This is a genomic window from Methylomonas sp. LL1 (assembly GCF_015711015.1).
Classification (GTDB): Bacteria; Pseudomonadota; Gammaproteobacteria; order Methylococcales; family Methylomonadaceae; genus Methylomonas.
In genome coordinates this window covers 482,055-503,899 of the sequence record NZ_CP064653.1, presented here as the reverse complement: position 1 = coordinate 503,899, position 21,845 = coordinate 482,055, and the positions used below count along the sequence as shown (strand labels likewise).

The window sequence follows — 21,845 nt, the reverse complement described above, 5'->3', positions numbered from 1 at the left end:
CTTTAGTTCTAGGGAGTACGGCTAATTATTTACCATTAAGAAACAAATAATACAATAATTACCTAATTGTAAATTTTTAACATAGGTTTATAGTTAAGCCGTACTTTAAAAAATCGACTGAAATCATTCAAGGCGGAAAAGATGAACACTCCAAACAACCTTTATAGAGACATCATGACAGGACTTTTTTTCGTAACCGGAATTTTTAGTTTTATGTCCGGCCAGTTCGTGATGTCCACACTGCTGTTCGGCACGGCCTCGTTAACCAGCAATCTAAATCTGGCTAAACCGGCTCGTGCTTAAACGTTTTTTGCGTGACCTCCTCGTTGTTAAGCAGTTCTCCTTGCACTGCGCACTCCATGGCCTCTATCGTTGCTCACGGTAGAGGCTTTTTTTGTACCCGCCCACAATTTGTACCCGCCCACAATAGGTCAAGGCTTAAGGTCAGCTGTTGCTTGCATGGGTAAAGACATCCTCCACCAAGAAGCGGCCCCCAAAATACGGCCATCGGCCTGATCCGACGATTTACCACCGGCCAATTTCCAATCATCCTCGCATTATTTGCGCTACCAAGCCCCGGCGCAATACCCCATCCGGAAGCCATTAATCTATGCATTTTGACCGGCATATCTGGCGACTCGGACAAATGTCCCATTAAGGTGATTTTTGAGAGAGTTTGTACCTATTGTCAATATCAAATGTGTCGTTCACACAATTAATTTGTTCGCTCGGTCAACGGCAAACTGCTTGGATTGGATACAGTTATTGCCATAAATCGCCTGAGATGGCAAAAAATTTTCGAAGTTTATTGCCCGAAGCATGCTATGCGCAGATCATAGAACCAAACTAAAAATCGTTTGTTGGCTACCAAGCCATATCATCGGGTGACGAGGTTAAACATGACATCGATATTTTCTATACTATTTGTATTAATTCTGACAACCACCGGTTGTTCACATAACGGCTTACAACCCAGCTTTAATCCAGATAATTTCCAAAAAACCGAATTACTTTATAACCAGTTTATCGAAGGCGAATCACCAAACATCGCCCAATTAAATCTTTTCTTCAACAAAATGCCAAAAGGTGGAGATTTACACCATCACTATTCCGGAAGCATCTATGCCGAAACCTATTTAGATTGGACTGAGGCCGCCAATTATTTAATAAATAAGAATACCTTTAAAATAGTTAAAGACAGTGACACTAAGGATAAAGCGTGTTGTATATCAGTTAGGGAATTACGTTCCGATACGGAGCTCTACAGAAAACTATTAACCCTTTGGTCCGATAAAGACTACCAAAACCATTATCATCAACAACCTCCGCCGGACGTCAATTTTTTCAACTCATTCGGCTATTTTGGCCCAATTTCCCAAAACTACGGTGACGGACTAAAACTATTAAGACAACAGGCCATTAAAGAAAACGTCAGTTATATCGAAACAATGCTCAGTTCGGTAGGTTATTCAATTCAAGATACTGCATTTGATGAAAACGTTAGAAAAACTTCCAACCCTGTAATTATGGCCTCTAATTTTGACGAACTATCATCAATATTAGAGGCAGATCCCGAGCTAAATAAAAAGATTGATGAATTTGTCCATAAAATTGAAATGGCTCACCAAGGCATGGACGATGACCTATTTATGATGCGCTATCAAACCTACGCATCGAGAAACGGCACACCAAGCGTGGTGTTTTCGGCTTTATATTCCGCATTCAAGGCTGTCGGGAAAAACAAACTTTTGGTAGGTATTAATTTTGTCGGCCCAGAAAATGGCATCGTGGCAATCGGTGATTACAATTTACATATGCGGATGATCGCCTATCTAAGACAAAAATTCCCCGGAGTAAACTTAGCATTACACGCGGGTGAACTGACTCTTGGCATGGTTCCGCCAAAAGAACTGACCTTCCATATTGCCAAGGCGATAGATATTGCCGGAGCACAGAGAATCGGTCATGGCGTGGATTTACCCTACGAAGAGGACCCCACCGCCCTATTGCGGCGCATGAAGGAAAAATCCGTGGTCGAAATTAACTTTACCAGCAATGAATTTATACTGGGGGTAAAAGAGCGGGAACATCCTTATATGATATATCGGGCTTACGACGTCCCCATGGTCATATCCACCGACGACTCGGGTGTTTCCCGAAATAATTTGAGCGCCGAATACGTGTTATTGGCAAGAAGATATAAGCCCAGCTATCAAACGATAAAGAACTATGTATTCAACAGCATTCGCTACGCTTTCCTTTCCGAAGAACTAAAGCCAGTATTATCAAGCACCCTGAAAGCTCGATTTGAACAATTCGAAGCCGAAATGGCCGCATATTCCGATCTAGTGCTGAAATAAAGTTAGCGGCAATCGGCAACACCTCGGACACTCAACACCGGGGCCTTGGCTTGCTTACCCTTATAGTTCGTGCCCGAGACATCGAAACGCAAAATTTAAGGCGAACACGGGATAATAGATGGTTAGCTTGAGCGAATGCCGACGCTACGAATTCGCTTAAGCCCCTATAAAACACCTTAAGGAGCAAGATGACCCACCACTATAGCCTGCGGAAAATCATCCTGATAGACAGCTTTTGGCCCAACAAAACCGTTTTACTGAAACTGGACGGCCATACCAACCTTAGCGGCACCAACGGCGCCGGCAAGACCACCTTCCTGCGTTTGATGCAGTTGTTTTGGGGCGAGCGACCCAGCAACATCGTCGGCGGCAGCGGCAGCAAAAAGAGCTTTCTGGATTACTACCTGCCGCGCGCCAGCCATGGCATAGAGCGTCTGTATCGCAGTAGCGTGGAGGTCTCCAAATTCGTCGCGGTTGACGACTATTGCAGCGTCATCCAGTGCCATCAACTAACAGGTGGCAAGAATGACTTGCGCCTGTTGCAAAAGCGTTATGCAATGGCCGCCACGCCGATGACGCATATCGAAAAAGTCATCGGATCGGTGATCGAAAAAATCGGCGATTTCGACGTCATCAAGCAAATGTTGATCGACATCTCCCGCGGCAAACTCAGCCAGACCTTTTTGCAAAACGAAGACGAGCAACAACCCTTTCAGCTCAACAAGCAACACATCGAGGCCTGGCTGGCCGATTTGAGCGCATCCCGCGAAATTGAAGCCAAGCGCGCCGATTTCGATCAACTATTGCAAACCATAGCCGAACTGAAGCAAACCCTGCAATCACTGGCCCATCTGCATTTTCTGGCCCGAGGCAAACACCGAACCCACCAGCAGCAAAGCGAAGCCCTGGAAAACAGCCTGCAAGAATTGACTAATCAACGTGACCAACTGCAACAAAACCACACCCAACAGCTGGAGCCCAAGGAAGATGTTTTGATGGAAGCCAATGGCCGGCTGAAAGGGTTGATCTACGAGATCGAAGCGCTGGAAACGCAGAAACTCAACTTCGAAGAGCAAGGCGCCGAAAGCTTTGGATTCAAAGGCGCGAAGGCAGAACAATACCAAAAGCAACAACAGGATTTTCAGGCCGAGTTGGACACACTGGAACACAAGACCCAGGAAATCAAGCGCTTTTACGAAAAGCAATTAGGCGAATTGCAACACAGGCACGAAACACAAAGCCAAAGCTACCGGCAGCAAGCCTCGGATGCCGAGCTGCGGCAAAGCCAAAGCCTGCGGGAAGCGGATACCGAATTTCAGCTACGCAAGGATCAGTTGCTGCAGGCAAAAAAAAGCCGTCTGCAACCCGTTGAAGAGCAGCGTACACAATTTTCGATAGCATTCCAGGTCAAGCAAAACCAATTAAAAAATCCTCCGATCTCGGAGAGTTTGCTCGCCGATCAGCTCAAAAGCCACGAGTTACTGGAAGCCGCCGGCAAGGACAGCAAACAGGCCTATCAGGCCATGACCGAAGCCCAAACCGACTATCAAGACAGGCTGAGCCATTACCAACTAACCGAACAAGCAATCAAGGATAAGAAAACCGAGCTGGCCCGCACCAAGCTGCGCCATGCCGAGCTCCAGAAACGCCTGCGGCCGGAGCCCGGTTCGCTGCAATATTTCCTGGAACAGGAAGTTGAAGGCTGGCAGCAAACCATAGGCCGGGTCATCGCTCCAGAACTCCTGGACCATACCGGACTGGTCCCGCAATGGAACGACCAGGCCAGCCAGGACTTTTACGGCCTAAGTATCAACCTGGAGGCACTCGCCGACCGCAGTTATCTGAGCGCCGACAAGGCCGACTTGGAACGGCGGGAAAAAGAGCTGTTCGATCAATTGACGAAACTGGATAAAGAGCGCGAAGAATTGGAAGCCAGCCTGCGGGCTATCAACAAACTGCGCGAACAAGCCAAAACGGGACTGGACAAAGCCCAACAACGCGTGCAACAGGCCGAAAGACTGGAGGAAAACTTAAGAAACGAGGCCAACGGGCTGGCCGACCAGGTCAAGGCGGAAACGGCAAAAACCCGGCAACAGTTGGAACAGGAAATCAACCGCTTGTCCTCCGACATCGAAGCCAGCAGCAAAGCCCTCACCAGCATCGAAACCGAGCATCAGCAAGCATTGCAGGAACTGCAAAACGAGCACTTGGCCCGCAAAGGCATCATAGAATCGGACTGCAAAAATCTGCTGACCACCATAGCCGAGCAAACCGAAGCCGACATTGAGCATTTCAAACGGGAGCAGTTGCGCATCGGTCAGCAATTGAAAAGCGACCTGAAGGAAAGCGGCGCCGACGATACTCACATCGTCACGCTGAGCGCAAAGCTTAAGAAAACCGAAGCCCTGGAACAAGAAGCTCGGAGCTTCCTGCGTAAAGCCCAAAACTATCAGGACTGGCTGCAAAAACTGTGGCAACAGCACCCCAAACTGTGCCGGCGGCGCGACGACTGCCAGCGCGACATCCAACAGCTAAACGACCAAATCAAGCAGCTCAAGCAGGATTACCAAAGACAACGGGCCCAATTGAATCAAAATATCGCCGCCCAGGAAGAAGAGCTGAAAAAAAACCATCGCCTGCTGGCGCAGCTCGAGCAATGCATGGACCTGTTGCGGGGCAGCCCGCCTGTCTGCGCGGAAGATCTGCCCGAATACGCGACGCTCACGCTGCCACATCTGACTCAAGAAAGCCTCAAGGATCGCAAGTGCCAGGTGCGAGATATTCAAAACGGCAAGCAAACCCTGGAGCGGCTCTTGAATAAACACAAAAGCAGCCAGTTGTCCGAAGCCTGGTCTCAAGCCCTGAACGCTGCGGCCAATAGCAGCGAGTTTTTTCAGGCCGAAGCGCTGGAGATCGAGCAACCTCTGATCGATGTGCTGCAGATGGTCGGTCATGTCAAACAGGCCACGGCCCAAGAGATCGAACTGCACGCCTCCAGCGTCAACACTTTTTATCTGCATTTGCATAACTTCGACCGCGCAATCAAAGGCACGGGCGCCGAGCTATCCAAATACATCAGCGAGGAACGCTATTTCGCCGCGCTGGGTGAGATCACGGTCAATATCCGATCCAAAATGAGCGACCTGGAATACTGGCAAGCCCTGAAGAAATTCGGCGACCATTACGGTCAATACCGCGACAACGCCGAATTGAACGGAAATCACGACATCCCCGAAACCTTGGTGCAAGCCATGGGTGAACTGACCGCGCTGCTGCCGGCCACCGGCGTCAAGATCAAGCACTTGTCGCTGTTCGATATCGAATTCAGCATCCACGAAAACGGCCAGCTCAAACATGCCCGTAACGCCAGGGAACTGAAGGATGTCAGTTCCACCGGTTTGTCTTATCTGGCCTTGATCACCTTCTTCACCGGCGTCACGTCCATGCTGCGCAAGAACAACCCCACCGTGGTCTGTTGGCCCATCGACGAACTGGGCGACTTGGCACCGGAAAACATCGAGGCCATGATGAACCTGCTGGCCAAGCAAAATATCCAGATCCTGTCGGCCACCCCGACCGCCGACCGCCACGTGCTGAGCCTGTTCGAGCGCCGCTATCTGCTGACCCAACAAAAACTGCACGAAGTCGAGCTGCCGCCAAGCAAGCTGGAACAGTTGTTGAATGCATCATCCAAGGAGGCGGCCCATGTTTAAACATGTCGCGGAAAGCCTGCTCAGCGGTCATTTCATTTGCCCGACCGCCTACCCCGATGCCTTCGAGTACTTGTCGCGGGCGACCAACGCCGACAAGATCAACGCGTTTCTCAAACCCTTGGACCGGGAATTGCTAAGTCTGGACGGCGAATTGTTTTACGCCGCCTACACCGTGATCGACGACAGCAATCGCGGCGCGATCAAGGAAGCCTTTTCGGAGATACGTTCGCAACTTAGGCCGGTGGTCGAATGGATGGATATGGTCATGACGGCTCTGGGCCAGGACATGCCGATCAGGGCTCGCGACGAAATCCGCCTGCACCGACTGTTGCAGGCCATCGAACACGAACCGTCGCTGTCGGAGCAACTGAATCGGCTAACCCAGTTGACCCTGTTCAAAACCAACAAAACCGGCCTCAACGAACAATTATCCTGGGTGTTGCAAAAACTGGAACAAACCGCGTTCCTGGCCCGACCCAATCCGCAGGCCTCGGTTTATATCGCCACCGGCAAGATCAATTATCTGCATCAGGTCATCGCCTTCTTGAACGACGCCGAAAGCCTGGAACTGGACCGGCACACCGCCGGCGGCGAGGATGGCGAACAGCAGGAACTGTTTTTATGAGTTTCGACCACGAACAGATCGCCGGGCTGATACGCAAGCTGGCCTCCGCCGATCAATTGTTGGCGCAAACCTACGTCAACGGCAGCGTGTTTGCCGACGAAGAAAACCGCAATGCCATCGACGGCTTGAAAAAATCCGGCATCTTGCGTACCGCCGATGCCTCGGGCGAATACCGTTTGACCTACGACATCAAGCGCCTGATCGACCGCCTGCTGCTGCGCAACCAGCGCTACCAGCAAAACATCAACATGGCCAAGATGATTTTGAGCGTCGAGGAAGGCATCGATGACTACCGCCGCGCGCTGGGACAGAACAATCAGGACGAGGCCCAATATCATCTGGAACAAATCGACGATACGCTGTACGAAGCGATAGAGGCGCTGGAAAACAGCTTGAGTGTGATGTTCGCGGCCATCACCAGCCAATTCGGCTTCGTCAGCTCGCTAAACGGCAAAATCAGGCAAAACCAGCGCGCGCTGGCCTATGCGCAACAACTGGTGCGGGAACTCAACCAAATCAGAATCGACGATTGCTACGAGTGGCTGAGCTGGAGCGCTATACCGCCGGAACTGAGCCGCAAGATCATCCGCTTCATCGACCAATACAAAAACATCGTCGAACGCCTGACCGGCATCGTCGGCCGGATGAAGGAGTTGCTGTTTAAATTGCGGCTGCAGGAGCAAACCGCCAACCGCTGCCGAGCCATGGCGCAGTTTCTGCGGCAGCATCCGGAATGGGAGCCCTTGGACTGGAGCGCGGATGCCGGCATACCGGAATTGCTGCGGCGTAGCGCCGGCCTGAGGCTGCAACCCGGCATCAACACCGCCAATCCGGTTTTGCAGGCCGATCTGGCCACCATCGTCCAGGAACTGCGGCGCCAGGCTAAACCCGTCGCGCCGCTGGCCAGGGACAGCGCCACATCACCGCTGGACACCCGAATTCCGGACCAGATCAAATATGCTCAAGACCTGTACCAAAGCCATATCGAAAATCTGTTTGCGTTAGCCCTGGAACAACAAGGCCGTAAGGTTTCGGCACTCACATATTGGGGCGAGCATGGTTTGGAAATCCACGCGGCGCTATGGCTGGACATAGTGTTCGCGCAATATTGCTGCCTACCGCAACGCATGCGTCAAGCCATAACACTGGACATGCAAGGCAAAAACCTACAAGGCTACAACGGCAACCAGGTCATAGAGGAAATCCAGTTGCAGCGGGTGGCGTGATATGAACCGGCAAATGTTCCAATGGATCAGCCAACTGGTCAGAGACAAGCCGAACCAAGCCAGCAGCCGCCCACTTAGCCAAATGGGCCAGCAAGTGCGAACTCATTATGGCTGCGGCTATATTGGCAACAATCGCTTGATCTTCAGCGCCGAGGATAAGCGCCACCTGCGCCGGCAAGTTTTGGCTGAAGTGGGTCGGGACCCGTTCACCATCGAACAGTTGCCGAGTGACCGCTTGGAGATGGCTCAATATCACCCCGACGAAAAACTGGCGGCCAAGCCGGCCGGCGGCGACCAGCTGTTATTGAATAGTGTTGACGGCATCATTCGCCTCAACGGCGAACAAATCCAGCTGCATCCGAAAAGTATCAGGTCGGCCGGCCTGCTTTGCCTGAATTCGAGTATCGAGACGATACAGCACCAAACCATAGTGGTGGTCGAAAACCTGGCCATCATGCCGCTGTGTCATGGCTGGCAAATGCCTTGTCTCGACCGGCAAGCCCTGTGGGTCTATCGCGGCGATCACAGGAGCGGCGCCAAGGCTCAGGCCTGCCGCGACTTTGTCGACCGTTTCGGCGTCGATAAAACCGTCATTGTCTTCAGCGACATGGACCCCAAGGGCCTGGAAATCGCGTTAACCATGCCCCACGTTAATTACTGGCTGGGCCCGGAACAAGTGGCTTGGAGTACCTGTCTGCAAAGCCCGCTAGCCAACCGCGAGGGATTCAATCTGCAAAGCGCGGCGCTGGCTTATTTGGAACGGTTATCCGAGCAAGAGAAACTGGCCGAGGCTTTGAATAAGCTGTTGATCAGCATAAAACAAGAGCGCGCTTCATTCCGGCAGGAGCATATGTTTAGCCGGCAAGTTGGGTTGGAGTTGTTTCCGCTGAGTTTTCGGCCATAGCGGGGTGGTCTATCGGTTTCTTCTAGCCACCGAGCCATTGCTTGGCGGCCAGCCCATGTTTCCAGTAACGCCCAGAAGGCTAGGCATGACCCCCGACCCATGAAAGTAGCGTCCCAGGGCACATTTGCTTACCGGATAGGACGCCGTGAATACATCCATGTTGGCCCTTGCCGCCGACGCCTGCCCAACAAGCAACCGCGCTCTCCCAATTTTTTACTTTCAGAGTAAAATTATCATTATTTGCCCCGATTTAATGACATGAGCAACTTTCTACTTCACCCCCGCCTGCAACAGGATTGCTTCATCGTCGCAGACTTGGCCTTGTCCAAGATTTTACTGATGAACGACAATCAGTATCCGTGGTTCATCTTGGTACCACGTCGCCCAGGGATCACGGAAATCCACCAATTACAGGAAGCCGACCGCCACCAACTATTAACCGAATCGTGCCTGCTGGCGGAAAGCCTGACGGCGCTCTATCAACCGGATAAGCTGAATATCGCCGCGATCGGTAATCTGGTACCGCAATTGCATCTTCATCATGTAGCCCGATACAAAACCGACAAGGCTTGGCCGGCACCGATTTGGGGAAAGTTTGACAGCTGTGCGTACAGCGAGCAAGAAGCCCAAACGCAGATCACCCAACTGCGAGACACCTTGCGCTATAGCCTAATTGACTAGAAACTCGGAGAAGAAAACATCCTGGAAACCTTCGTTGCCGTGAATCTTGGTCAGTGATTCGGTCAGCATTTCCTTGGTTTTTATCCGTAAGGCTTCGCGTTGTTCCATGGTTTGCAAGTCGGCCACCTGCATGCCGCTAAACATCATGATGATTTGATGACGCAGCATCGGCATATTCTTTTTCACCTTTTCGACATGCTCGGCGCCCTCCACCAGCAATTGAATGTTTACCAGCAGATATTTCTTCGGTTCGGCCAGATTCACGGTAAATTTTGGCGTCATTTCCACATACTCCACCACCGGTCCGGCCGCCTCATCCGCTTTTTGTTCGGAACTGATAGCGATAGCGGGCATCAGCAACATGGCGGCCAATAAAATAACTTTCCGCATAGGGTTTCCTCATATAATGTAAAAGTTGACTGCCTGGCAGTATATTCCATTTTTACCGATTATCACCATGAGACCACACCCTATCGGCCCAGTCATGATAGATTTGGCGGGCCACGAACTATCCTCGCTGGACCAAGAGAAAATCAACCATCCCAATACCGGTGCCTTGATTCTGTTTGCCAGAAATTACGACAACCCCGAGCAAATCCAGGCATTGATTAAAGCCATACGCGCCGCCCGCAACGGCGACATCTTAATCGCCGTCGATCAGGAAGGCGGCCGGGTGCAACGCTTTCAAAACGGCTTTACCCGCCTGCCACCCGCCGCTTGTTATGCCCACCAGCCCGAACTGGCCGAGGCGGCCGGCTGGTTGATGGCGGCCGAAGTATTGGCGGTGGATGTGGACTTCAGCTTCGCGCCGGTGCTGGATGTCGATTCCGGGGTTAGTTCCATCATCGGCAACCGTTCCTTTGCAATGGACTGCGATCAAGCCGCCCAACTGGCCGCCGCCTTTCGCCGAGGCATGCGCGAGGCGGGGATGGCCGCAACCGGCAAGCACTTTCCGGGCCACGGCGCCGTGGCCTTGGATTCGCATCTGACCCTGCCGGTCGACTCCCGCTCGCTGGAAGAAATTCGGGCACGCGACTTGTTGCCGTTTCAACGATTGATAGCACAAGGCCTGGAGGCCGTCATGCCGGCCCATGTTGTCTATCCGCAAGTCGATGATTTACCGGCGGGATTTTCTACTATTTGGCTGCAACGGATTTTACGTGGCGAACTGGGTTTTGACGGCGCCATTTTCAGCGACGATTTGAGCATGGAAGGCGCGGCCGGAGCCGGCGATTTCATGGATCGAGCCCGCCTTGCCCAACAAGCAGGCTGCGACATGCTGCTGGTGTGCAACAATCCCGAGGCCGCCGAGCAGGTGCTGGATAAATTACCTATTACTCGATGCAGCGAACGCGAACGCCGCTTGCAAGCCATGCGCGGCCGCCGGCAATTCGACCGCAAGCAATTATTCAAATCCGACAAGTGGCGGCAAGTTTCCGCCCAAATCAAACAGCTATCCGAAACTCATGCTTAACGAAATCAACCAGGTCAAACAACACGCGCTGTTATTGCACGATCAGCAACAAGTAGAGGCCGCACTGGACCAGATGGCCGCCGACATCACGGCGGAATTGGCCGACAAGAACCCGCTGGTTTTATGCGTCATCAACGGCGGCATCATCGCCACCGGCAAACTGTTGCCCCGTCTGGATTTTCCACTGACGCTGGACAGCATCCACGCCAGCCGCTACCGAAATACCACCTCGGGTAGCGAGATTCATTGGCTGTTCAAACCGACCACGCCACTGCAAGATCGTAATGTATTGATTGTGGACGACATTCTGGACGAAGGCCATACCTTAAAAGCCATCGTCGATTGGTGCCAACAACGAGGGGCAACACAAGTTTTTACCGCCGCCTTGTTGGACAAGGATTTAGGCTGCGACAAACCGATCGAAGCTGACTTCATCGGTCTGCGGGTCGCCAATCACTATTTGTTCGGTTACGGCATGGATTACAAGGGCTATCTCAGAAACGCGGCGGGCATATACGCTTGCAAGGAAATTTTATGACACTGGCAATCATAGGCGGCACCGGCTTAACCCAAATCAGCGAGTTGACCATCACCGGCCAACAAACCCTGGACACACCCTTTGGCGCGCCATCCGCCGATTATGTATTCGGCGAAATCAACGGTAAGCAGCTAATTTTCCTGGCTCGGCACGGCAATCCGCATCGTATTCCACCGCACAAAATCAACTACCGGGCCAATATCTGGGGCTTGAAACAGCTGGACGTGACCGACATCATCGCCGTCGCCGCAGTCGGCGGCATCGGATCGGACATGGCGCCCGGCCACATTGCCGTTCCGGACCAAATCATCGATTACAGCTACGGCCGCGAGCATACATTTTTCGCCGACGATCTTGAGCATGTGACTCATATCGACTTTACCGAACCGTATTCACCTGCATTACGCCAGCGCATCATGCAGGCCGCCCGGAATGCCGGTATCGAAATCAGTCCGACCGCTACTTACGGCTGCACCCAAGGCCCTCGCCTGGAAACCGTGGCCGAAATCAAACGCATGGCACAAGACGGCTGTGATCTGGTGGGCATGACCGGCATGCCGGAAGCCGCATTGGCCAGGGAACTGGAAATGGCTTATGCCAATATTTCGGTGGTCGCCAACTGGGGTGCTGGCATCGTGGCCGGCGAGATTACCATGGCGGAAATCGAGAAAAATCTGGAAGTGGGTATGAGTAAAGCAATAGGCTTGCTGAAAGCGGTCAGTTTGCTGCCGGACTAAAACCAGCTTTTAACTCAATCGGGAGGGAAAAAGACACTTCCCTTGCCTGGGGCTTGGCAAGGGAAGAGAAGATCGATCATGTCATTAATCTACTTTGCCGATCCTGTAAGGCATCGCCAAAATCAGAAGTCAGGGAAAAATCGCTACCGTTCCCTAACCCTTAGATCAAATTATTTTTTGTTGCCGCCGCTGTGAAGTACATCATTGCGGTAAGCGGAATTGCTGGAATCTTCCGCAATGTTTTTTGCGGCCGTGGCATATTTGTCGTGTTCGGCATTCTTAACCATCAGAACGGCTCCGGCGGCTAAAACTACGGCCAAGACGATATAGAGCCAGAAATTGTCTTTTTCTTGTACTTCACTCATTTTGTACCTTCCTGTTGATGTTTTTAAAATGGCGTTGATGATTCAACGGTGGTTACAATATCAAACGAAAAATGAAAATTTTTGATATACATCAACAAATATCAGGTTTTTACAGCCCATGCAGCGCCGCAATTTCATTCGACACCTCATCAGCCTGACGCTCATACCCCCCTTTTTACAGCCAAGACTGGCCCATGCGGCTTGGCCGTCCGAGCATTTTGCCGGCGGCGACTTCGCTTCCCGTTTTGAACAGCTGTTTGGCGGTCAAACCATCATCGACAGCCCTGAAATCAATATTACTCTGCCGGATATTGCCGAAAACGGCGCCGTGGTACCGATTACCATTGACAGCGAACTGGAACGGATCGAACGCCTGTATATTTGGGTGGAAAAGAACCCGACGCCACTGGCCGCCGAGTTTGAACTTTCTCCGGAGATCGCGGTTTTCCTGACGGCCAGAATTAAAATGGCGGAAAGCTGCAATGTCGTGGTGATAGCGCGGCAAGGCCAGCGCTTGTTACGCAATCAACAATGGGTGAAAGTCATGCAGGGCGGATGCGGGACGGGATGATGGCATCGAGCATTAAAATCAGAAGCCAACGGCTGGACGATTACACCGAGATCAAATTATTGATCAGCCATCCGATGGAAAATGGCCGTAACCGCGACCCGCTGACGAATGAATTGATTCCGGCGCATTTCATTCGAGAACTGCTCCTTCAACTGAACGGTGCCAGCATCATCAGGGCCGATCTGGGCGGCAGCATGTCCAAAAACCCGTTTTTCAGCTTCCGCTTGAAAAACAGCCGTGGCGGCGATAGTTTAAGGGTCAGTTGGGTGGATAATCTCGATCAGACTGATAGCGCGGAACATAACCTGGATTGAGGCTTAGCCGCGAACGACCTCGGCGGCGCAATTGCGGGCCGCCACCACCCTAAAATCCAAATGCTCGGAGGTAAATTGACGGCACAGCTCGGCCAGCAGAGCCTCCGCCAATTGCGGGCTACCGACCGCACAAAAGCCGGTTGGCCCCCAGGATGTTTGACCGATCGCCACGGCACCCTGCCGTTGCAACCAATCCATCGCCGCCGCCACTTCCGGACTGGTGAAGATTCCGCCCTGCACCGGAGCGAAATGCTGGCCGACCGCCGTTTGTAACTGGGTAATCACCTCGCCGAATAAGGCTAGATTCCGTTCGGCCAAGGCCGGCAAGGCCTGCATCAAAAGCAAATAACATAAGCGCTCGGCCTCGGATCGCGGAAAGGGCGGCAATTGTTTAAAAGCGCTGACTTCCTGTTCGCCATGTAAGCCCTGCCCTCGCCTGTCGAACGCCAAAATAAACCGCCAGTCGTCCGGCACCGACATGTGCGCCAACAACGGTGGAGTTTCGGTATCTGGTCCGCGTCCGCCATCAACCACCAAACCGCCCTGCTCGAATACGCCGATACCGATGCCGGAACGGGCGCCGCGGTCGGTCAGCTTGGCGATGTCGCGCGTATCCAAGCCCAGACCGTAAAACGCATTCAGCGCCGCCCCAATCGCCAGCGACATTTGGGTACCGGAACCCAAGCCGATATGTTCCGGGATGGCGGACAGAATATTGATCTGTATCTGTTCGGGAAGATTCAGCAACCGGCATAACAGACGGGCGGATTTCAAGGCCCGTTCGGCGCATGGGCCGGTGACGGACAAATCCTCGCCCTCGGTCAAGATCAAATGGGTATCGATGCCGTTCAGCGCCACGCCGATACTGCCGAAATGCCGGCCAAGCGCGCCGCTTAAGTCGATAAATCCCATGTGCAAGCGTGCCGGCGCTATAACTGTGACTTGTTCGCAGTGCGGTTTCACAACCTCGATTCCCTAATAATAACCAGGCGGCATTATAACGGATGATCAAAAGCCGCCGAGATAAAATCCGCCACTTCGGCCAGATCCGGCAAAACCAGATCCGCCTGCATCGAAGCCCGAGCATCGGGTGGCTGAACGGAAGGCACGAAAATACAGGGGCAAGCCGCCGCCGTCGCGGCTTCGATACCGATCGGCGAATCTTCCAGCACCAGGCAATCGCTATGGTGCATGCCCAATTCGGCCGAAGCCTTGATAAAAATATCGGCCGCCGGCTTTGGATTCGGCACATCCTCGCGGGAAATCAGTTTAGGAAACACAGCATCCAATCCGGCCCAGGCCAGGCATTGTTCGGCATCGCTACGCCGGCTATTGGTTGCCAGACAAAACGGCAGTTGCAACTGGCGTATCAATTGCAACAATCTAAAAAAACCAGCCTTGACCGGTATGCCCTGTTGCCGGACACGTTCGCGCCAAAGCCGGTTGCTCAACTGATAAAAATTGTCCAGATCGAATTCTGTCCCGCAATGGGTAAGTAATCGTTGACTGATGGCCGATCCGTGTGAACCGGATAACGACAGGCAAAACTCGCGGCTTAAGCCGTATCCCATTTCCGCCGCTGCCTGTTGCCAGGCGGCGAAATAACCGGCTTCACTATCCAGCACCAGCCCATCCATATCGAAGATGACGGCAGCGAAACGGAGGCCTGGCCTCAACGCAACACCCTGATATATTCGCCAATGGCTTCGCGACTGGAGCCGACCACGACCCGGCGCCGGCCTTGATCGTCTATTTCCAGCTGTCCGGCCACTTCCACCCGCTCGCCAACCTTGGCTTGGCCGACATAAGTCGCGGTAAAGCAGACCACCGCTTCAATTTCAGGATGATTCAGTACAAATTCGGCCGGATAATCGAAGCCCAGGTTATCGTCAATCACCTCCGATTGAACACGAACAAATCCGGCTTTCCGAAAAGACCGCTGATCGCCGACCGGCCTCGGCGCCAGCAGGGACAAATCGAATTTACGCTGATTAAAAATCGCCTTGTTGTATTTGCGCTGTTCATGCCAGATATATTCGTCCAGCGCGAAATCACAGGCCCGGCGTTGATAAGCGCTCAGCCAGTCGTCATCATTCAGGGTTTGGCAATGATCCTTGGCGATCAAGGCTTGTATGACGTTTCTGGCCCGATGGAACTGGTCGCGATCGTAGCAAACCAGATCGATATCCGAACCATGATTTTGCATGCCCACCAAGATAGAACCCGTGACGCCGAATTGATCCAGGTCGAGCTGATTGCTGCGCAGCAATTCGGATAAAGCCCGCAAATCGTTGACCACCGGATCCCGGCTTTCTTGTTGCAGGATTTCCCGTAGAACGACTCGCGGCCGGTAGTGGCCTACCACCCGTTCTTGATCGACCGCATGCAAATGTGCATCCAGCACGGGCGAATAATGCAGGTACTCGGGATAATACCGATCCAAAAACTCATTGGCATGATCGGTCGTGACTTTTTGCCATTGGCCGCCAAAATGCAGATAACGCAAAAAACACAATACCTTGCCTTGCTCGACACCGTCCGCCACTACGGCAAACAACAAGCCCTGCCCGGTATCGATAAATTCCTTGGCTCTATATAACATTTACGCGACTTCCACTCGATTACGCCCCTGTTGCTTGGCTTTATACAATGCGCCATCGGCTGCCTTGGTCAGTTCCGGCGCCTGATGAAATTGGCCGTTATAGGTGGCAACCCCAAGACTCAAACTGATCCGATCGGCCACCTTGGAGCCGGAATGCGGGATAGCTTGGGAAAAAATAGCCTGGCGCAAATTTTCCGCCACTTCGCGTCCGCCTTGCAAGTTGGTTTCGGGCAGAATCACGGTGAACTCCTCGCCGCCATAACGGCAAGCCAGATCGGTCGGCCGCCTGGTCTGCTCGGCCAACACCTTGCCGACCTTGGCCAGACAGTCGTCGCCTTGCTGATGCCCATAACTATCGTTATAGATTTTAAAAAAATCCACATCGCAGATAATCAACGACAGCGGCGATTTATTCCGTCTGGCCCAAGCAAACTGCCGCTCCAGAGTATTATCGAAATTCCGCCGGTTCGCCAGGCCGGTCAATTGATCATACAACGACAGACGCTCCAATTCCTGATTCAGCACCAGCATCTCTTGCTGGGCCTGTTTCAGCTTTTGCCGCATCAAATAAATGCGCTCCATCGCCACAACCGTATGTTGCAGCCGTAACGGATTGATCGGTTTGAGCAAATAGGCATCTCCACCGGCCATGATGCCTTTGGAGAAAGTCGCGTCGTCGTCCTTGGTGGTCAGGAAAATGATCGGAAACCAGTCGGCCTTCTTCAGCTCCCGGATGGCCTTGGTCGCTTCGATGCCGTTCAAATTCGGCATTTCCACATCCATCAGGATCAAGTCGACATTATGGTCCGCGACGTACTGCAAGCACTCAAAACCGTTTTCGGCATAGGCCACTTCGTGACCGAAGTCTTTCAGGCATTCGGTCACGATCTGCCTCATCAACCGACTATCATCGACAACCAGAATCTTCATATACTCCGCTTTATGCCCAACTAGAAATAACTACCGCCCGATTCTAGCCCAATTTCTTGAACCCACAGAAAACAATTGATTAAACCCACACTATCCCCTATTCTCGACCTCGCATTTTAGCGCCTGTGTTGCGCGGAAAACTCTTCAATCCATCCCTTACAACCCAAGGAGAGATTATGAAAATTGGCGTACCCAAAGAAATTCACGAGGGTGAAAAACGCGTCGCCACCACGCCGGAAGCCGCCGAAAAACTCATCAAACTCGGTTTCGAGGTTTGCGTGGAATCGGGCGCCGGACTGGCGGCTAATTTCAGCGATGACTTCTATCGGGAATTTGGCGTCAAAGTGCTGCCGAATGCCAAGGCGGTCTGGCAAGAATGCGACATCATCATGAAAATCAGAGCCCCGGAACGCCATCCCGAGTTAGCTATCGACGAAGTGGAGATGTTAAGAGAAGGCCAACATTTGATCAGCTTCATCTGGCCGGCGCAAAACGAAGAATTAATGAAACAGTTGGCCGATAAAAAAGTCACTGTACTGGCAATGGACAGCGTACCGCGCATGTCGCGAGCCCAAAAAATGGACGCGCTCAGTTCCATGGCCAATATCGCCGGTTATCGCGCGGTGGTGGAAGCCGCCCAGCATTTCGGCCGTTTTTTCACCGGCCAAATTACCGCCGCCGGCAAAGTTCCGCCGGCCAAGGTACTGGTGATAGGCGCAGGCGTCGCCGGTCTCGCGGCGATCGGGGCGGCCAAAAGCATGGGCGCCATCGTCCGCGCCTTCGATACCCGCCCGGAAGTGAAAGAGCAAATCGAGAGCATGGACGCCGAATTCCTGATGCTGGACTTTCAGGAAGACGGTTCCGGCAGCGGTGGTTATGCCAAGACCATGTCCAAGGAATTCATCGAGGCCGAGATGGCTTTGTTCGGCCGGCAAGCCATGGAAGTCGACATCATCATCACCACCGCGCTGATTCCGGGCAAACCCGCCCCGGAACTGATTACCGCCGGCATGGTGAAATCGATGAAGCCCGGTAGTGTCATCGTCGACCTGGCCGCCGAACAAGGCGGTAACTGCGCGTTGACCGAAAAGAATCAAGTCGTGGTCAGACACGACGTCACCATCATCGGCTACACCAATTTACCCAGCCGAATGGCCAGCCAATCCAGCCAACTGTACGCCACCAACCTACGGCATTTGCTGACTGACCTATGCCCCAACAAGGACGGTACGCTGAACGTCAACTTCGATGATGAAGTAATACGCGGCGCGACGGTAATCAAGGAAGGCGCCATCACCTGGCCACCGCCCCCGCCCAAACTGACCGGCTCCCACAAACCGCTGACCGAAGCGCCGGCGGTAACGGCCAAACCGGAAAAACCCAAATCCGCCTTGTCCCAACTGCTACCCATACTGCTGGTCGGCAGCATATTGTTCGGCATGGGCGCCGTCGCCCCGCATTCGTTCCTGGAACATTTCACCGTATTCGTGCTGGCCTGCTTCGTCGGTTATCAGGTGATCTGGAACGTATCGGCCTCGTTGCACACGCCGTTGATGAGCGTCACTAACGCCATCAGCGGCATCATCGTCATCGGCGCCCTGCTGCAAGTGTCGACCCCGGACAACCTGATCATCACCATCCTATCCGGGGTGGCGATATTGATAGCCGCCATCAACATCTGCGGTGGCTTTCTGGTCACCCGCCGCATGCTTGAAATGTTCAGAAAATAAGGAGAACTTCACATGTCACAAGGTTTAGTCACCATGTCGTATATCGCGGCATCGATTCTGTTCATTTTGAGCCTGAGCGGCCTCAGCCAACAGGAAACTTCCCGCCGAGGCAATTACTACGGCATGCTGGGGATGGCAATCGCCATTCTCGCCACCATACTCGGCGGCCATGTCACGGCATACCCGATACTGGCCGGCGCGCTGCTGATCGGCGGCATGATAGGCGCCATCGCCGCCGCGCGGGTGGAAATGACCCAAATGCCGGAACTGGTCGCGCTGATGCACAGCTTGGTCGGTATGGCGGCGGTACTGGTCGGTTACGCCAGCTTCATGGATCATAGCTCGACACTGGCCGGCGTCGAAAAAACCATCCATGAAGTGGAGATCTATATCGGCATCTTCATCGGCGCGGTGACCTTCTCCGGTTCGGTTATCGCCTTTGGCAAACTGTGCGGCAAGATCACCGGCAAACCGGTGCTGCTGCCGGCCCGCCATTGGTTGAACCTGATCCTGCTGATTGCCACGCTGTTTCTGGGCTACTGCTTCTTGAGCGGCGCCCAATTCGGGGATGCATTGATTCCATTGCTGATCATGACCGGCATTGCGCTGGTGTTCGGCATTCACATGGTGATGGCGATCGGCGGCGCCGACATGCCGGTGGTAGTATCGATGCTGAACAGCTATTCGGGATGGGCGGCAGCGGCCACCGGCTTCATGCTCAGCAATGACTTGTTGATCGTCACCGGCGCCTTGGTCGGCTCCAGCGGCGCGATCTTGAGCTACATCATGTGCCGGGCGATGAATCGCCACTTCCTCAGCGTCATCGCCGGTGGCTTCGGCAGTGCCGGCGGCGGCGAGGCGGCCGAAATCGAGGGCGAAGTGCAACCGATCGAAGCCGAGGAAACCGCGCAACTGCTGCGCGATTCCAAAAACATCGTCATCATTCCCGGTTACGGCATGGCCGTGGCGCAAGCCCAACATACCGTCAACGAGATCACCAAGTTGCTGACCGCCCAGGGAAAAAAGGTCCGTTTCGCCATCCACCCGGTCGCCGGCCGCATGCCGGGCCACATGAACGTGTTACTGGCCGAAGCCAAAGTTCCGTATGACATCGTGTTCGAAATGGACGAAATCAACGAGGATTTTCCCAATGTCGACGTATCGATCGTGATCGGCGCCAACGACATCGTCAATCCGTCGGCCTTGAACGACCCCAACAGCCCGATTGCCGGCATGCCGGTACTGGAATGCTGGAAGGGCGAAACCACCATCGTCATGAAACGCAGCATGGCCTCCGGTTACGCCGGCGTCGGCAACCCGCTGTTCGTGCTGGAAAACACCCGCATGCTGTTCGGCGACGCCAACGACAGGTTGCAAGCCTTGTTAAAAGCCTTGCAAGCTTAAGCCGTCAAAATCGGCGCACTACCAAGGGCGATGCGGCAAACGCATCGCCCTTTTTAATGGGTCTTTGAGATTTGAAAATCGATGGGCGGCTGGAGACGGCTCACTATTTCGGGCGTGGATTTACGACCCGTGTTTCGTCGACGACCTGACGTATAGGTCATTGCTCAGAACGTTGAAATCCGATCCAGCGCCCGCGCCAGGGTAGCAACCGTTCGTTCGATGTTCCGCAGCTTGTCGAGGCCGAACAAACCAAGACGGAAGGTCTTGAAGTCTGTTCCTTCGTCGCATTGCAACGGCACGCCGGCGGCGATCTGCAAGCCGAGTTCCGCGAATTTCTTGCCGGTCTTGATGTCGTCGTCATGGGTGTAGCACACCACCACGCCAGGCGCGGCAAAGCCGGAGGCGGCAACCGATTTGATGCCGCGTTCAGCCAACAACGCGCGAACACCGAGGCCGAGCTGCAGTTGCTCATCCCGTACCTTGGCAAACCCATAGGCTTCTGTTTCGCGCATCACGTCTCGAAGCGAACGCAAGGCATCGGTCGGCAGGGTAGCATGGTAGGCGTGCCCGCCCTGTTCATAGGCTTCCATGATTTGCAGCCACTTCTTCAGGTCCGCGGCAAAACTGGTGCTAGTGGTACTTTCGATGCGCTCGCGCGCCACTGGGTTTAACATCACCAGCCCGCAACAAGGTGAAGCGCTCCAATCTTTCTGCGGCGCGCTGATCAAAATATCAACCCCGGTCTGCCGCATGTCGACCCAGACTGTGCCGGATGCGATACAGTCGAGTACTAGCATGCCGCCAACGGCATGTACCGCATCGGCCATGGCACGCAGGTAATCATCGGGCAGAATCATGCCGGCCGAGGTTTCAACGTGGGGGGCGAATACAAGGTCCGGTTTCTCTCGGCCGATAGTGGCCACCACTTCTTCGATCGGAGCCGGCGCGTAGGCCGGCCGAGGCCCTGCTTCGATTGGGCGCGCTTTCAAGGCGATAGCTTCCGATGGAATGGCGCCCATTTCGAAAATTTGCGTCCAGCGGTAACTGAACCAGCCGTTACGAATGACCAAACATTTTTTGCCCGTGGCAAATTGGCGCGCCACGGCTTCCATGCCGAAGGTGCCGGAGCCGGGCACGACAATGGCGGCGTGGGCGTTGTACACGTTTTTCAGGATGCGCGAGATGTCGCGCATGGTTTCCTGAAAAACTTCCGACATGTGGTTGGTTGCACGGTCGGTATAGACCACCGAATATTCCAGCAGGCCATCCGGGTCGACATTGGGTAATAATCCTGGCACGGTTTTCATCTCCTCGTTATTTATTCTTGGACGTATAGCAATCCATCCCGCAAGTGGTGCGCATTCAAGCCTAAAAACCGCTTCCGAAGGTTTTTAACTCATGCCAAGGCACCACTTTGTTTTTTGCGGCCTCTTTCAGTTGCTTTCGTCGTCGGTTGGCAACAGGCCGGGTTTAGTCTTGATTTGATCGTAAAGCAAGGGTCATGACCACCTTTTCCGCATCAATCCGTGTCGGCGATAACTCTTCGGCATAATCCAATCATGATTTCTCAATGCCGCATGAACCTATTCGGAAACGGCAGCCACGCCGATTGCATGGACCTTAAGTGATTTTTGAAAAAGTTTGTACCCATTGCAAATGTCAAATAGTGTC

General features: G+C 53.4%; 21 protein-coding genes. 14 read left to right on the top strand and 7 right to left on the bottom strand.

The window, feature by feature from the left end; translation table 11 throughout:
• Positions 1–174 precede the first annotated feature (174 nt).
• The 7 genes from IVG45_RS22780 (at position 175) to IVG45_RS02815 (ending at position 9,509) form a co-directional block, all read left to right on the top strand.
• The gene (locus IVG45_RS22780; RefSeq protein WP_269059633.1) at positions 175–303 is read left to right on the top strand and encodes a hypothetical protein; all 129 of its coding nucleotides are present in this window, start codon (positions 175–177) and stop codon (positions 301–303) included.
• Between the two features lie 596 nt (positions 304–899).
• A complete protein-coding gene (locus IVG45_RS02840) occupies positions 900–2,360 on the top strand; it encodes a hypothetical protein (protein WP_196436387.1) in 1,461 nt (486 codons plus the stop codon).
• Positions 2,361–2,548: 188 nt separating this feature from the next.
• Positions 2,549–6,073, top strand: a complete 3,525-nt coding sequence (locus tag IVG45_RS02835; protein ID WP_196436386.1) for an ATP-binding protein — start codon at positions 2,549–2,551, stop codon at positions 6,071–6,073.
• Positions 6,066–6,698: a condensin complex protein MksE gene (locus IVG45_RS02830; RefSeq protein ID WP_196436385.1), complete on the top strand. Its 633-nt coding sequence runs from the start codon at positions 6,066–6,068 to the stop codon at positions 6,696–6,698. The genes IVG45_RS02835 and IVG45_RS02830 overlap by 8 nt, the downstream gene beginning before the upstream one ends.
• Entirely contained in the window at positions 6,695–7,924 is a 1,230-nt protein-coding gene (locus IVG45_RS02825) for a hypothetical protein (RefSeq protein ID WP_196436384.1), read from the top strand. The genes IVG45_RS02830 and IVG45_RS02825 overlap by 4 nt, the downstream gene beginning before the upstream one ends.
• 1 nt (position 7,925) lies before the next feature.
• Positions 7,926–8,828 carry a DUF7281 domain-containing protein gene (locus IVG45_RS02820; RefSeq protein ID WP_196436383.1) on the top strand — a complete coding sequence of 301 codons (903 nt, stop codon included), beginning with the start codon at positions 7,926–7,928 and terminating at the stop codon, positions 8,826–8,828.
• Positions 8,829–9,086: 258 nt separating this feature from the next.
• Positions 9,087–9,509, top strand: coding sequence for an HIT domain-containing protein (locus IVG45_RS02815; protein ID WP_196436382.1), 423 nt, complete (start codon positions 9,087–9,089; stop codon positions 9,507–9,509).
• Here IVG45_RS02815 and IVG45_RS02810 read toward each other — a convergent pair.
• Positions 9,498–9,899: a flagellar basal body-associated FliL family protein gene (locus IVG45_RS02810; RefSeq protein WP_196436381.1), complete on the bottom strand. Its 402-nt coding sequence runs from the start codon at positions 9,897–9,899 to the stop codon at positions 9,498–9,500. The genes IVG45_RS02815 and IVG45_RS02810 overlap by 12 nt on opposite strands.
• Positions 9,900–9,966: 67 nt before the next feature.
• Between IVG45_RS02810 and nagZ the strand changes: the two genes are divergently transcribed.
• From nagZ to IVG45_RS02795, 3 genes are read left to right on the top strand one after another with little or no spacing between them, the layout of a single operon-like run.
• Entirely contained in the window at positions 9,967–10,983 is a 1,017-nt protein-coding gene (nagZ, locus tag IVG45_RS02805; RefSeq protein ID WP_230874728.1) for a beta-N-acetylhexosaminidase, read from the top strand.
• Positions 10,976–11,521, top strand: a complete 546-nt coding sequence (locus tag IVG45_RS02800) for a hypoxanthine-guanine phosphoribosyltransferase (RefSeq protein ID WP_196436380.1) — start codon at positions 10,976–10,978, stop codon at positions 11,519–11,521. The genes nagZ and IVG45_RS02800 overlap by 8 nt, the downstream gene beginning before the upstream one ends.
• Positions 11,518–12,258 (top strand): S-methyl-5'-thioinosine phosphorylase, encoded by a 741-nt coding sequence (locus IVG45_RS02795; RefSeq protein ID WP_196436379.1) that lies wholly within the window; start codon positions 11,518–11,520, stop codon positions 12,256–12,258. The genes IVG45_RS02800 and IVG45_RS02795 overlap by 4 nt, the downstream gene beginning before the upstream one ends.
• A 170-nt stretch (positions 12,259–12,428) precedes the next feature.
• Here the strand turns inward: IVG45_RS02795 and IVG45_RS02790 are convergent, their stop codons facing one another.
• Entirely contained in the window at positions 12,429–12,623 is a 195-nt protein-coding gene (locus IVG45_RS02790; protein ID WP_196436378.1) for a hypothetical protein, read from the bottom strand.
• Positions 12,624–12,741: 118 nt separating this feature from the next.
• On the opposite strand from IVG45_RS02790, the gene soxY reads away from it, so the two are divergent.
• Together soxY and soxZ are read left to right on the top strand one after the other, a co-directional pair.
• On the top strand, positions 12,742–13,194 hold the full coding sequence (gene soxY / locus IVG45_RS02785; RefSeq protein ID WP_196436377.1) for a thiosulfate oxidation carrier protein SoxY: 453 nt from the start codon (positions 12,742–12,744) through the stop codon (positions 13,192–13,194).
• Positions 13,191–13,508, top strand: a complete 318-nt coding sequence (soxZ, locus tag IVG45_RS02780; protein ID WP_330165378.1) for a thiosulfate oxidation carrier complex protein SoxZ — start codon at positions 13,191–13,193, stop codon at positions 13,506–13,508. The genes soxY and soxZ overlap by 4 nt, the downstream gene beginning before the upstream one ends.
• Before the next feature lie 3 nt (positions 13,509–13,511).
• Here the strand turns inward: soxZ and IVG45_RS02775 are convergent, their stop codons facing one another.
• Genes IVG45_RS02775 through IVG45_RS02760 form a run of 4 tightly spaced genes read right to left on the bottom strand, consistent with a single transcriptional unit; the run spans position 13,512 to position 17,040 of the window.
• Positions 13,512–14,471, bottom strand: coding sequence for a beta-ribofuranosylaminobenzene 5'-phosphate synthase family protein (locus IVG45_RS02775; protein ID WP_196436376.1), 960 nt, complete (start codon positions 14,469–14,471; stop codon positions 13,512–13,514).
• A gap of 32 nt (positions 14,472–14,503) precedes the next feature.
• Positions 14,504–15,184 (bottom strand): HAD family hydrolase, encoded by a 681-nt coding sequence (locus tag IVG45_RS02770; protein WP_196436375.1) that lies wholly within the window; start codon positions 15,182–15,184, stop codon positions 14,504–14,506.
• Positions 15,181–16,110 (bottom strand): hypothetical protein, encoded by a 930-nt coding sequence (locus IVG45_RS02765; RefSeq protein WP_196436374.1) that lies wholly within the window; start codon positions 16,108–16,110, stop codon positions 15,181–15,183. Before IVG45_RS02765 ends, IVG45_RS02770 begins: the two co-directional genes overlap by 4 nt.
• Positions 16,111–17,040, bottom strand: a complete 930-nt coding sequence (locus IVG45_RS02760; RefSeq protein ID WP_196436373.1) for a GGDEF domain-containing response regulator — start codon at positions 17,038–17,040, stop codon at positions 16,111–16,113.
• Between the two features lie 176 nt (positions 17,041–17,216).
• Here IVG45_RS02760 and IVG45_RS02755 point away from each other — a divergent pair, with 176 nt between their 5' ends.
• Complete coding sequence (locus tag IVG45_RS02755; RefSeq protein WP_196436372.1) at positions 17,217–18,770, top strand: Re/Si-specific NAD(P)(+) transhydrogenase subunit alpha; 1,554 nt, start codon at positions 17,217–17,219, stop codon at positions 18,768–18,770.
• 12 nt (positions 18,771–18,782) lie between these two features.
• A complete protein-coding gene (gene pntB, locus IVG45_RS02750) occupies positions 18,783–20,174 on the top strand; it encodes a Re/Si-specific NAD(P)(+) transhydrogenase subunit beta (RefSeq protein ID WP_196436371.1) in 1,392 nt (463 codons plus the stop codon).
• Positions 20,175–20,338: 164 nt separating this feature from the next.
• Here pntB and IVG45_RS02745 read toward each other — a convergent pair whose 3' ends face one another.
• Positions 20,339–21,472 (bottom strand): aminotransferase class V-fold PLP-dependent enzyme, encoded by a 1,134-nt coding sequence (locus IVG45_RS02745; protein ID WP_196436370.1) that lies wholly within the window; start codon positions 21,470–21,472, stop codon positions 20,339–20,341.
• Positions 21,473–21,845 lie beyond the last annotated feature (373 nt).

What these genes read in the sequence shown, in the direction of transcription:
- IVG45_RS02800 (WP_196436380.1), top strand. Translation starts at nt 10,976, where the DNA reads ATGCTTAACGAAATCAACCAGGTCAAACAACACGCGCTGTTATTGCAC.
- IVG45_RS02840 (WP_196436387.1), top strand. Translation starts at nt 900, where the DNA reads ATGACATCGATATTTTCTATACTATTTGTATTAATTCTGACAACCACC.
- IVG45_RS02765 (WP_196436374.1), bottom strand. Translation starts at nt 16,110, where the DNA reads ATGTTATATAGAGCCAAGGAATTTATCGATACCGGGCAGGGCTTGTTG.
- IVG45_RS02820 (WP_196436383.1), top strand. Translation starts at nt 7,926, where the DNA reads ATGAACCGGCAAATGTTCCAATGGATCAGCCAACTGGTCAGAGACAAG.
- pntB (WP_196436371.1), top strand. Translation starts at nt 18,783, where the DNA reads ATGTCACAAGGTTTAGTCACCATGTCGTATATCGCGGCATCGATTCTG.
- soxZ (WP_330165378.1), top strand. Translation starts at nt 13,191, where the DNA reads ATGATGGCATCGAGCATTAAAATCAGAAGCCAACGGCTGGACGATTAC.
- IVG45_RS22780 (WP_269059633.1), top strand. Translation starts at nt 175, where the DNA reads ATGACAGGACTTTTTTTCGTAACCGGAATTTTTAGTTTTATGTCCGGC.
- IVG45_RS02830 (WP_196436385.1), top strand. Translation starts at nt 6,066, where the DNA reads ATGTTTAAACATGTCGCGGAAAGCCTGCTCAGCGGTCATTTCATTTGC.
- IVG45_RS02790 (WP_196436378.1), bottom strand. Translation starts at nt 12,623, where the DNA reads ATGAGTGAAGTACAAGAAAAAGACAATTTCTGGCTCTATATCGTCTTG.
- IVG45_RS02825 (WP_196436384.1), top strand. Translation starts at nt 6,695, where the DNA reads ATGAGTTTCGACCACGAACAGATCGCCGGGCTGATACGCAAGCTGGCC.
- IVG45_RS02835 (WP_196436386.1), top strand. Translation starts at nt 2,549, where the DNA reads ATGACCCACCACTATAGCCTGCGGAAAATCATCCTGATAGACAGCTTT.
- IVG45_RS02760 (WP_196436373.1), bottom strand. Translation starts at nt 17,040, where the DNA reads ATGAAGATTCTGGTTGTCGATGATAGTCGGTTGATGAGGCAGATCGTG.
- nagZ (WP_230874728.1), top strand. Translation starts at nt 9,967, where the DNA reads ATGAGACCACACCCTATCGGCCCAGTCATGATAGATTTGGCGGGCCAC.
- IVG45_RS02755 (WP_196436372.1), top strand. Translation starts at nt 17,217, where the DNA reads ATGAAAATTGGCGTACCCAAAGAAATTCACGAGGGTGAAAAACGCGTC.
- IVG45_RS02795 (WP_196436379.1), top strand. Translation starts at nt 11,518, where the DNA reads ATGACACTGGCAATCATAGGCGGCACCGGCTTAACCCAAATCAGCGAG.
- soxY (WP_196436377.1), top strand. Translation starts at nt 12,742, where the DNA reads ATGCAGCGCCGCAATTTCATTCGACACCTCATCAGCCTGACGCTCATA.
- IVG45_RS02815 (WP_196436382.1), top strand. Translation starts at nt 9,087, where the DNA reads ATGAGCAACTTTCTACTTCACCCCCGCCTGCAACAGGATTGCTTCATC.
- IVG45_RS02810 (WP_196436381.1), bottom strand. Translation starts at nt 9,899, where the DNA reads ATGCGGAAAGTTATTTTATTGGCCGCCATGTTGCTGATGCCCGCTATC.